The sequence below is a fragment of the Bradyrhizobium erythrophlei genome (assembly GCF_900129425.1).
GTDB classification, from domain to species: domain Bacteria; phylum Pseudomonadota; class Alphaproteobacteria; order Rhizobiales; family Xanthobacteraceae; genus Bradyrhizobium; species Bradyrhizobium erythrophlei_C.
Map to the genome: position 1 here is coordinate 6722186 of NZ_LT670817.1, position 11717 is coordinate 6733902.

The 11717-nt window shown below is 64.1% G+C and carries 8 protein-coding genes; 1 reads left to right on the forward strand and 7 read right to left on the reverse strand.

Annotation, left to right across the window (positions count from 1 at the left end; all coding sequences use genetic code 11):
• Nucleotides 1–56 precede the first annotated feature (56 nt).
• From B5527_RS32020 to B5527_RS32035, 3 genes are all read right to left on the reverse strand, one after another.
• Nucleotides 57–287, reverse strand: coding sequence for an AbrB/MazE/SpoVT family DNA-binding domain-containing protein (locus B5527_RS32020; protein ID WP_079607670.1), 231 nt, complete (start codon nt 285–287; stop codon nt 57–59).
• Nucleotides 288–396: 109 nt separating this feature from the next.
• On the reverse strand, nt 397–1650 hold the full coding sequence (locus tag B5527_RS32025; RefSeq protein WP_079605063.1) for an extensin family protein: 1254 nt from the start codon (nt 1648–1650) through the stop codon (nt 397–399).
• A gap of 353 nt (nt 1651–2003) precedes the next feature.
• On the reverse strand, nt 2004–5921 hold the full coding sequence (locus B5527_RS32035) for an autotransporter outer membrane beta-barrel domain-containing protein (protein WP_079605065.1): 3918 nt from the start codon (nt 5919–5921) through the stop codon (nt 2004–2006).
• 407 nt (nt 5922–6328) lie between these two features.
• Here B5527_RS32035 and B5527_RS32040 point away from each other — a divergent pair, with 407 nt between their 5' ends.
• Nucleotides 6329–7420: a FecR domain-containing protein gene (locus B5527_RS32040; protein WP_245332350.1), complete on the forward strand. Its 1092-nt coding sequence runs from the start codon at nt 6329–6331 to the stop codon at nt 7418–7420.
• Between the two features lie 280 nt (nt 7421–7700).
• On the opposite strand, the gene B5527_RS32045 is transcribed toward B5527_RS32040, so the two are convergent.
• From B5527_RS32045 to asd, 4 genes are all read right to left on the reverse strand, one after another.
• Nucleotides 7701–9080 (reverse strand): sensor histidine kinase, encoded by a 1380-nt coding sequence (locus B5527_RS32045; RefSeq protein WP_245332351.1) that lies wholly within the window; start codon nt 9078–9080, stop codon nt 7701–7703.
• Entirely contained in the window at nt 9067–9759 is a 693-nt protein-coding gene (locus B5527_RS32050; protein WP_079607672.1) for a response regulator transcription factor, read from the reverse strand. The genes B5527_RS32045 and B5527_RS32050 overlap by 14 nt, the downstream gene beginning before the upstream one ends.
• A 284-nt stretch (nt 9760–10043) precedes the next feature.
• Entirely contained in the window at nt 10044–10661 is a 618-nt protein-coding gene (locus B5527_RS32055; RefSeq protein WP_079607674.1) for a hypothetical protein, read from the reverse strand.
• 172 nt (nt 10662–10833) lie between these two features.
• Nucleotides 10834–11700 carry an archaetidylserine decarboxylase gene (gene asd, locus B5527_RS32060; RefSeq protein WP_079605066.1) on the reverse strand — a complete coding sequence of 289 codons (867 nt, stop codon included), beginning with the start codon at nt 11698–11700 and terminating at the stop codon, nt 10834–10836.
• Between the last annotated feature and the right edge of the window lie 17 nt (nt 11701–11717).

An 11717-nucleotide genomic window follows, 5' to 3' on the forward strand; every position in this document is an offset into this window, starting at 1 on the left:
CACTCCAGCGCGCGCCGTCGAGCAGCATCCAGGCTTCGCCGATCTGAAAAACGCTTTCACCGCTCGTTGGCCTCGTCCCGATCGAATTTATAGTCGGAAGGAAGTGTCCAATTGCGAGAGGCCAGGCGCTCGATCGCGGCGTTGCGCCGGTCTTCCTTCGCCACAATCAACGTCCGCTCGGCAACATCGACGATGTTGAGTTCGTCGCCGGCACTCAAGCCCATCTTCTCGACCAGCGCTTTGGGCAGCCGCACGGCCAGGCTGTCGCCCCATTTGGACACCTGCATGGCGGCCTCCTTGATCAACCAATAGATGATATCATCTTGAAGATATCATTTTTCAAGGTCGGGCGGCCCTGGGCCGACTCGGGGGACGCCGGAAGCCCGCTCGCCAGCCCTACTCGTCGTCGAACTCGTCTTCCTCGTTGACCTTGGTGCTGCTGCGCCGATGCGACAGCGGTTTGCTGCCGCCGAGCGATCCCGTCACGAATGGCGCGCGCGACGCATAGGGATTGCGTCCCGCCGCGCGCGCGGCGACTTCCTCGCCCGACATCGCTGCCGGCTGGCAGATGATCGGCCGGCTGGCGCGGCGCATCAGATCGACGTGGATGTGATTGTAGTGATAGACGTTGGAGCCGGGCGCCAGCACGGTGGTAAACTGCTGGCAGGCGGTGGCCTGCACGTCGCGCAGAAAGCCCTGCTCCTCCGGCAAGCCCTTCCAGCCGTCCTGCACTGAAATGTGCCGCCCGTCGGCGAGCGTGAAGCCGGCGATGTCAAGCGCATTGCCGAAGGCGTGCTCGGAAATATGCGCATGCGAATTACCGTTCATGCCGCGGCAGGAATAGGCGGAGATCTGCCTGATCTCGACGACACGGGCGCCGAACCAGCGCATCGCGGCGGGCTGCACGGAATCGGCGAGCCAGCGGTCGAGCACCGAGACGATCGGACAGGCCAGTGTCGCCGCGGGTTTTACCGCGACCGGCCCGAACGCGGCAACGGAGTTGCCCTGCGCCGGGCCGAGCCGCGGCAGCGGTTGCGCCTCCGGCAGACCGGGGGCGGCACCGGCACGTTCCGGATAGGGCGGCGACATGCGGTCGCGCGGCGGATAGGCCTGCGTTCCCTGATACGGCGCTCGATACGATCCTTGATACGGCCCCTGGGAGACCGGTGGCCTCGACCCTGGCGTGCCCTCGGGCGGCAGTTCGATTTCGTCTTCCTCCGCCGCGACGCCGGGCGGGGTCAATGAAATCGGACCGCTGGACCCAGCGCCGTAGCCCGGCTGGCGCATTGAAGTATCCGGATAAGCTGACGGCGGCGGAGCCGTAGGCGGCTGCGAAATCGGCCAGCGCGGCGCATTGCCGATGTTGGCGGGCGGCCGCAGGTCGTCATCGGCGAAGCCGAAGCTGCCGCTGCTTTCGCCGAGCGCCGCGACCTTGAGCGGAAACTCGGCGCCGCAGACCCCGGGACCCGAAATCGGGTCGATCCGGACCAGGTCGGCGCTTTCCTTCACCGCGCCGGATTTCAGACATGCGATCTCGGCCTCGGCCCGCCACGGTTCGCGCTCCTCGGTTTGAAAAAAACCGCGACCGCAACCCGCCAGCGAAACAAGGACGAAGGAGCCGACGAGATACAAGCGAACTCCGCGCGTCATCCGCGCACGTTCGGCCAATTTATTTAAGGACTCTTCAACGCCATGTTTTCACGACTCTTTAACCACGTCGGGCCGCCGCGGAGAGGTGGCGAGGACAGCAAGGCTGACTTTTTTCGCGAGGAACGGTTTGCTAACTTTGGCGTTAGCGGGCAGCGACGTGAACCAGGGAGGTTTCCCATGACGTTCGTCGGTAAGCTGAGCGTTGTTGCCGCGTATGTGGCGTTTGCTTTCGTCGGCGCGATAGTGCTCGGCGTGATCTAGCGCTCAGCAACCCAGATCTTGCAGCGCCCGGCGGTTGGACCATTCCGGCCCCGGGCATTTTCTTGCGATACGGCGACGCGCAACCCCCTGCCTCACCACGCGTAGCGCACCACGCCCTTGCCGGCGTAAGACTGCGTCACCTCGGAGAATTCGCCCTCGAAGGTGGCGGCGGCGGACCAGCCGTTGGTCCATTTCATCTCGGCCGAAGCGGTGGTCAGCGCGGAATCATGTGCCTCCGCCGCGCCGTTGACGACGAAGGAAGCACCGGGCAGCGTCTGGAACGTGGCCGCGATATTGCGGTCGGGGTTGTAATCATGCGCCCAGGCGAAGCGGCCGCGCAGGGTGAAGATGCCGTCCTGCAGGGCATAGGACTTGTCGGTGCGAAGCCCGAGTTCGCTGCGGGTGTCGGTGACGCTCTGGGAATTGTAGGCCAGCGCAAAGGTATTCGTCCCCGACAGCGCCTGCTCGGCATAGGCCGGCAGATCGAAGGTGGTGAACTGGCCCGCGGCGTAGGGCGTGAGGCCGACGCCGCCCATCCACGGCGTGACAAAACGATAGCCACCTTCGAGGCGGCCCGAATAGGCGTTGGCGTTGAACTGCGCACGGAGTTGATCCGCGCCGGCAATCGTCACGGTGCGGTCGGTGGTGATGTCCTGCCAGCCATAGGCCAGCGCCGCCGAGATGTAGGCGGGCCCAACGGTGTGGTGCACGAACGCGCCGGCCTGGAACAGGTCGGAGCGGCCGCTGCCCAATCCGTTGGCGAGCGAAAAATTGGTAGCGCCGCCGGCCAGCGCAAAACCCGCCAGCGTAAACGGCGAGAAGCGATAGTCGGCGCCGACGGCCGTACCTGCGATGCGGCTGGTCGCGGTGTTCGAGCCCAGCGCGGCATTGCCGTCGGTGGTCTGCGACCCGCCATAGCCCGCCGCCCACACGCTCCAGCGCTGCGCGAACGGATCGGCGACGGGCGGAGCCTTCGTATAGACCGCGGCATAGGCATCGCGCTCGCTCTTCGAACGTGCCTTGCCGTTCGCGGCGTAAGCGTTTGCTCCATCGTCGGCTTCGGCGAACGGCGTCGCTCCCGCGCCGCCGGTCGCGCCGTCGCCGCGTCCGGCGATGAAGGGATCGGTGAGCAGGCCCATGAACAGGTTCATCGCGTCGAAGGTGGTCTGCTGCGAACCGGTCGCGACCTCGCCGGAGGCCTGCGTCAGGCCTGCGGGACCGAGCGCCGCAAACGCTGCGGGAATGCCGCCAGTGCGGTTGAAGAAGCCGGTCAGCGCGTTGGCGACGTTCTGCTGGTTGACGTTGAGGTTGCCGCTCGGCGGCGTGAAATTCAGCCTGACGTTCAGATAGGCGTCATTGCCGTCATAGCTCAGGCTCGATTGCAGATTCGACATGTTGGAGACGACAGTCGGATTGAAAGTACTGCCGCCGAGGCCGCCGGTCGCATTGACGATGGTGTACTGCTTGCTGACATAGCTGCCGGGAAGGAAGACCGCATTCACCGTCGCGCCGCCCAGCGCCGCGGTGCCCGTGACATTGGTGCGTCCGGCGTTCGCCGGCGAGACCTGGATCATGTAGGTCGAGGCCGCCGTGAACGAGAGGTTACCCTGCACGGCCAGCGGGCCGAAGATGCTGCCGCCTGTACTGCCGGGCGCCAGCGTGCCGCCCGTGATCGCCGTATTGCCGACGGTGCCGCTGCCGGTGAGCGTGGCGCCGGCGTTCACCGTGGTCAGACTGGAAGGCGCGATCGAGCCGTCGACCTCGAGCACGCCGCCATTGACGGTCGTCGTGCCGGTATAGTGGTTGATGCCGGCGAGGATCTGCGTGCCGGGGCCGTCCTTGACGATGGCGAGCACCGGGCCGCCGGCGCCGCCTTCGCCGCCGGTTCCGTCCCGCAGCACGCCCGAGAACGAGGTCGTCGCGCCGCTGGCGCCGGTGATGGTCAGCGTCGCGGTACCGGAAGCGCTGGCGTTCTGCACGACGCCGCCGCCGGCATTGCCGTCAGCCAGCGATGCGATCGAATTGCTGAAGCTGCTGAGCGTGAGCGTCGCGCCGGTATTGACCTCGAAGGCGGAATTGAGCGACAGCGCGGTGGTCGAATTGGCGATCACGGTTCCCGAGTCGATGTAGGTGATGCCGGAATAGGTGTCGTTGCCGGACAGCGCCACCTCTCTCAATCCGGCGCCGGCGATGCTCTCGAACGTCAGCTTGCCTCCGCTTGATCCCGGCGCGTCCGTGATGTCGCCGGTGATGCGGAAAAAACCGCTGCCGGAATCGATGGTGCCGCCATTGGCGGTGATCTGGATGGCGTTGGCGATCGCGCGCTCGCTCAACGGCAGGGACTGCAGCGTGCCGCCGTCGAAGGTCAAAGTGCCCTTGCCGATTGCCGAGGAGACTATCCCGGAACTGGGTTGCCCCACCACGTTGAAGACCGAGTCGACGCCAAGCTGCAGCGTGCCGGCGGAGATCGTGGTGCCGCCGCCATAGGTGTTGTTGCCGCTCAGCAGCAGAGTACCGGCACCGGTTTTGGTGAGCGCGCCGTTGGCGCCGGTGATCGTCCCCGTCGCCGTCAGCGTCGTGCTGGCGTCGGTGGAAATCGTGCCGCCGGCGACGCCAAGGTTGATGGCGTGCGTGAGCGAGAAAGTCGCCATCGTTTCCAGCGTGCCGCCGGTGAAGGTGAGCGCGCCCGACGCCGCGCCGAGACCGCCGTCCGAAGAAATCGCCAGCGTGCCCTGGTTGATCGTCCACGGCGTCACCGCGGCGGTGGCGCCGGTCAGCGTCCAGGTCGAGGCGCCGATCTTGTTGAAGGTCGAATAGCCCGAGAATTGCGAGGCGAACAGGTTGACATCGAAGGCGTCTGCACCTGTGCCGCCGAGCTGGAAGGTGTCCGCGCCAAACCCCTGCGCGGTGCCGGTGATGACGCTGCCGGGCGCGAGCGTCAGCGTGTTGCCGCCGCTGAAGAAGAGGATCGCAGTGCCACCGCTGCCGGTGATGGTGCCGGCGTTGAAGATCGAGGTGTTACCGGACGCCATTATCGCAATGGCGTCCGACGTAATCAGTCCGCCGGCGTTGTTGGTGACGCTGCCGCTGGTCATCGAGACCGCTTCGAACCCGCCGCCGCCCGACGCAGCCGAGATGGTTCCGGAGTTCGTGATGTTGACCACATTGCCCTGGACGCCGATACCGAAAAGGCCGGTCGCCGAAATCGTGCCGAAATTAGTGATAGTGAGGTTCGGGGTCTGCGAGCCCGAAACGCCGAAGCCGTCGCCGGTGATCAAGCCGGTAGAGTAGTTCGTCAGGACGAGCGTATTGGCATTGAGGCCGGTGCCGCTATTGCCTGATGTCGGCGCCGAGATCGTGCCGTAATTGTAGACCACGGCGCTGTTGGCGTTGATGCCGAAGGCGTCGCCGGTGATCGTGCCGCCGGCGTTGTTGGTCACCGTCACCATGCTGGTGTTGTTGGCGGCGAAATCGATACCTTCGCCGCCGCCGCCCCCGGTCAGCCCGGTAATCAGTCCCGAATTCACCACTGTGCCGGTGCCGACGCCCTGGATGCCGACGACGCCCTGGATGGTCGCGCCGGCTTTGTTGGTTACCGAAAGCCCATCTCCGCTGTTGATCCCGGCGGAGTCAAAAAGGTTGTCGGGAATGTCGAGCCTGCCGATGGTCCCGGAATTGACCACCGTCAGATTGCCGCCGGCGTTGATACCCCAGACGTCGCCGATTGCGCCGTTGCCCGCGGTCGTGATGGTGCCGAAATTGTTGATGGTGTTGTTGTCGCCAACGTCGATGCCGATGCTGGTGCCGGTCACCGACGCAGGCGGCGGCCCCGCCACCACGTTAATCGTGAGCCCGTTCTGCGTACCGTCGCCATATCCCGTGTTGATTCCGGGTCCCTGGTCCAGGGTGGCGCCGCTGCAGGCCACCGTGACGTTGTCGCCGGTGGCGGGCGAGCAACCGGCAAAGGCGGCCGATGGCACGAACGCCGCGGCGCCGAAAAGGCCGATCACGGCGAACCGTGAAGCCGCGAGGCGATCGCGGACGCACTTTCGGGCAACGTCAGGACATGACGAAGTCAGTCTGGTCGATTCGACTTGACGCAACGCAATGCCCCCGCACCCACTTCGCAGCGGCCCCGCCCGAGGCGCTGACAATGCACCTTAACGGCGAATGTCCGGGGGTGAAGGCCGTCACGCGATGCGGCGGCCAAATCTGGTGCCGTTGCGGCATATCGGCAACATTTTCAGGACTCAACCAGCCGGCGTGAAGTTGCAGAAAAGCGACGCCGCACGTTTTACGTTTATTTTTCGATTGTGGACTCCCCCTCTCGCGCGCAATGTTCAGCCGCCGTTCAGCCGCCTGGCCCCCCAATCGCCCGACGGTCGTCTTCGTTTCCATTTCCTGATCAGGTTCACGCGTGACGTGGCACCGGTTTTCATTCGCGGCCTGGCTTCTGATCTGCCTGATGCTGGCCGGCGCGGTGAACGCCTTTGCGATGCCTTCGGCGAGACAAGCCACGCGCGCGCAGGCCTCCGTCGATGCGATCTCCGGTGCGGTCAAACTCGCGCAAAACCAGCCTGCACAAGCACCTGCGCCGGCAACCGCTCCCTCGCCGGCGCAGCCCGCCGCCGACGAGCCGATCGGCAACGTCGCGACGCTGACCGGCAGCGCCACCGTCACCCGCAACAAGGCTTCGACGCCGCTCAACCTCCAGGACGACATTTTCGCAAATGACGTGCTGCAGACCTCGGCCAATTCGACGCTCGGCGTCACCTTCTACGACGCCACCACGTTCAACCTCACCGCCAACGCCCGGATTGCGGTCGACAATTATGTGTATGAGGAAGGCGGCAAACAGAATGGCGCGCTGTTCGATGTCGCCAAGGGTACGGTGGCCTTCGTCGCCGCCGCCGTCGCCAAGACCGGAGACATGAAAATCTCGACGCCGACAGCGACGCTGGGCATTCGCGGCACCACCGGCCTGGTGGAGGTACCGGAAGGCGCCGCCGCCACCAATCCGAACAACGTCGCGATCAAGCTCTATCCCGATCCGGACGGCCATGTCGGCCGGATCGAGGTCAACGATCGCGCCGGCGCGCGGCTCGGTTTTCTCACCCAGGGCGCCAGCGGTTTTACCATCCGGCCCGGCGCCGGCGGGCGGTTTACCGCGGCGCCGCTCATGATCTCGCCACAGCAGGCGCTGCGCGATCAGGGCATCGTGCGCCAGGTGCACGCCGCGCAAAGCGTCGGCCGCCAGATCGTCACCCAGCGGCGCATTCAACGCCTGCAAAATCCCGGCAGAAATAATCCGGCGAACCCGGCGCGTCAGCCCGGTTCGCCGCGGCAGCCGGGACTGCCGAACCGGCCGGGACAGCCACCGCAACCGCCGGGCCTGCAGCGTCAGCCTAATGCACCCGGCGTGCGTCAGCCCGGATTGCAAAACAGGCCCGCGCTGCAACAACGGCGGCCGGCCGCGCCGAAGGGAAAACCGCCGAAGGAAAGGCGCTGAGGCACAAAACAAAGGGCCGCCCGCAACGCCGCAGAGCCCTCGCGACGCGCGCGGGCGGCAATGCGCGACCAGAGCAAGATGGTTTTAATTTGAATCGGTGCCCTTCACCTCTCCCCAGCGGGGAGAGGTCGATTTGCGCAGCAAATCGGGTGAGGCGCTGCATCAACGATAGACCGCAGCCCCTCACCCGGCGCTACGCGCCGACCTCTCCCTATGGGAGAGGTAAAAAAATCTTCGCTGCGTCGCAGTTTAACCTAACCTCATCTCTTCTCATCTCGCTTTAGCCCGCTGGCGCTGAAAACCAGAGCCTGAGCTTGAGACCGGGCGAGTTATCCAGCATTTCCATCCGCGCACCGTGAAGACGGGCGACGGCAGCGACCAGACTGAGCCCGAGACCGTTTCCCGGCGTGTAGCGGCTGCGCTCGAGCCGGTAAAAACGCTTTAAAACATGTTCGTGTTCGTCGGCGGGAATTCCGGGCCCGTCATCGGCGATCGAAATGACCGGCCTGCCATCGATGTTTTCGTTCGCAACGACAACTTGCCCTCCGGCGCGGCCGTGCTTGATCGCATTGTCCACGAGATTGGCGATGGCATCGAAGATCAGATCACGATCGCCGGTCACCAGCACCTCGCCATCGCCGACAACGCTGAGACGGGTGCCGTCCTGTTCGGCCGCGGCATCGTACAGTTCGGCAACCTCATTGGCGATTTCGACCAGATTCACGATGCGGAACGCGCCCTTTCGCGCCTGCGTCTCGATTTGCGCAATCCGCGTGATTGACGAGAATATCCGCAAGACGGCATCGAGGTCGGCGATCGTGTCGCCGATCAGCAATTGATCGACCTCGCCATTGCGCTGACCGTGATAGGCCTTCTCCAGCCGTCCGCGCATTCGCGTCAGCGGCGTCCGCAAGTCGTGTGCAACATTGTCGCTAACTTGCTTGACCTCCCCCATCAACCTTTCGATGCGGTCCAGCATCAGGTTGAGGTTCTCCGCAACGCGATCCCATTCGTCGTTGCTGCCGCGGAGCGGAATACGCTTGTCGAGACCACTGAGCATGATGGCCTGGCTGGTAGCGTTGATCGATTCGATCCGCCCCACCGTCCGGCGCGTCACCAGGATGCTGGCGACCCCCGCAAGCACGAAGATCAATGCAACTCCCGAGATCACGGCCGTCTTGATCTGACCGGTAAGGCTGTCGAGATCGCTGATATTCCTTCCCACCAGCAGACGATCGCCGCTCGGAAATGTTTCGAGCATTGCCCGCAGCAGCGGCCGGCTTGTTGCGCCGGGCGATGGTTCCGGCGCGCGAAACTCTATCCATCCCCAGGCTGCCGAGGCCACCGGTGGCCATATCTTGAGGTTGCCGCTCAAAGGGTGCGATGAAGGATCGACGAGGAGATACACGTTGTCCGCAAAACTCCTGTCGGCAATGCGTTGCTGAATCAAGGCGATCAGCCCATCGCGTCCCGATCGCTCGTAAGCGCCTTGCAGGCTCGAATACTCGGTCATGATTGCGCGATCCGACCGGCTGCGCACATAAGAGGAGGCGGACAGGTAGACGTAGCTGAAAATGGCCGACACGATCACGCCGAAGGTCCCGATCGCGATCAGCGCCAGCTTGAAAGTCGATGACCTTAAGGTCTTAGCCAGGAGCACGGAGACAATACCCGATACCGCGAACAGTATGGATCAACGGATAGGCCTGCTGGCCGTCGACTTTGCGACGCACGCGACTGACATAGACGTCGATAATATTTGTCGAGGGATCGAAATGAAGATCCCAGACGTGCTGCAACAGCATTGCCCGGGATACAACGCGGCCTTCGTTGCGAACCAAATACTCAAGTAGCTGGAATTCCCGACGAAAAAGAACAATGTTCCTGCCGCGTCGGCTGACGCTCCGTGACACCAGGTCGACCGCGAGATCGCCGACGTGCAAGATGGTCTCTTTGACAACTGTGTCACTGCGTCGGCCCAGCGCCTCGACGCGCGCCAACAGTTCGACGAAAGAAAAAGGTTTGACCAAGTAGTCATCGCCGCCGGCACGCAAGCCGCGCACCCGGTCGTCGACTTCTCCCAGTGCACTGATGATCAGGACGGGCGCGGCGACGCCGTCGTCGCGCAACTGACGCATGACCGCGAGGCCATCGATGTCCGGAAGCATGCGGTCGATCGTGATCAGGGCATAGTCGCCGGCGGCGCCGCGGCTCAGCGCCTCGTTGCCGTTGGCGGCCAAATCCACCTGATAACCACCGGCCGTGAGCGACTCCACGAGCTGACCGGCGGTTTCCGGGTCGTCCTCAACCACGAGAATGCGGCGGTGACCTCCCGTCATGGTCTTCGTCTCCGACTGACCAAATGCCGAATTCACTTCAGCACATATGTCAAAAACCAACTCATAGGTAATCTAAAGGTTGCGTGAACAGGCTCGTACCATGCGCGCAGTGGTCGCCCAGTCGAACCAGATTGCGCTTCGCCGAAAAAGGTCCTGGTTACGATGTCCGGCTTCCGGCTCCTCGCTTGCGAGCGCGCCGACGCGATGGGGGCCGGGACAACCACCCACGCGCCGGCTGTCGCTCCGACAACCGGCCGGATCGACCGCGATGCGCTTCAGCAGCGCTAGTAGCCGTAGTAGCCGCAGGCATTGACCCACTGCGGTCCATATGGCGTCCACGCCTGGGTCCAGCAGTCGCCGTAGTCGCCGTAGTAGTCGCCGTAGAAGCCGCCGCCAAAGAACCCAAAGCGATTGAAGCGGTGACGGAAGCCCGCGCGATGACGGAAGCCGTCCCGGCCTCGAAACGCGCCCCTTGAAAACTGAGGCGCGAAGGCAGCATGCGCAAAACGCGTACTCGCGAAACGGTCGCCGCCGAAGCGCGCCCCTCCTGCCATGCCGCCGAAGCGCGTGCCTACGCCCGTGCCTGCAAAGCGCGCGCCTCCCCCCGTGCCTCCGAAGCGCATGCCGCCGCCCATGGCGCCGAAATGCGCTCCTCCTCCCATGCCGCCGAAATGCGCTCCTCCTCCCATGCCGCCGAAATGCCCGCCTCCTCCCATCCCACCACCATGCATGCCGCCTCCCATACCTCCTCCCATCCCACCACCATGGCCCCCACCGCCACCGCCGCCACCACCATGGCCGCCACCGCCACCACCACCCCCGCGCGCGAACGCCGGTGGCGCCAAAGCAAGCGTCGTACCGAGCGCAACCGCGATCAGGCAACTAAGAGCCTTGTTGTTCATCCCGATTACTCCGTGTTGAATCGCAGCGACGGACATCGTCGCAAGAAGCAGACGGTCAGGAGAGCCAAATTATCCAATGATTTCAAATGAAAAACGCGACAGTTTCTGACACGAAAGTTAGCTTCACAAAGGCGGCCATCATTCGGAAGGCCCGCGCCGCGGGGCCCGTCAATCAAGCGGGTTTTCGCATCAGGGGTTGGCCGGCCAAAATCCGCGCCGATTCCAGCACGTTGTCGCAGAACTCGAAATGATCCGGCGTCAGCACGATGATGGTCGAACCGTGCTCGAACCAGCCGAGTTCGTCGCCCTTGCGGACGGCTACATCGCAAGGGAATACCGTCGGTCCTCGGCTTGCGGCGTTGAGCATGATATCCAGAAAATGCAGCCGGATGCTGGCCACGAGTATCGCTGCGACCGGCACCAGGGTCAGGCTCTCTCCGCTTGCCAGCCGGGTCCTGATCACCGCGCGCTCGTTCTTGCAAAACAGTTTTTCGACCCGCTTCAGCGCGATCGGATTAACGTTCCAGGTATCGCCGCTGATGAAATCGACCCGCTCGATCCGGCAATCCTGCGGGGCGTGAAAGCGGTGATACATGCTCGAGGTCAGCCGCAACGTGATGAACCGTCCATTGCGGTGGGCGTCGACCAGCGCGGGGTCGCCGAGCAGGTCGAGCAGCGAATAGGGCGCGCCCTTGATCTGAAACAGCTCGGTATCGGCAATCGCGCCGTGGGCGCCGACGATGGCATCGCAGGGGCTGACCACGATCGACGGATCGGGATCGGGCGGCCGCAGGCCGGGCTTGAGCTCGCGCGTAAAGCAGTCGTGCAGGCTTTTGAAACGCGTCTCGCGCGCTTCGGTGAGATCTAAATCGGAAAACAGCCGCCAGCAGGCGATCGAGAGGTCGCGGATAAGGGGTTGTTCGATCTTGCTGAACCAGCCCACGAACCGTGTCAGCGCCGCCCGCGGAATGCGGTTGGTCAGGAGAAAATTAAGGTCTTCCTGTTGCGTCAGGACCGCGATGAGGCTTTTGATTGTCATGAATCTGTCAGCGGGAT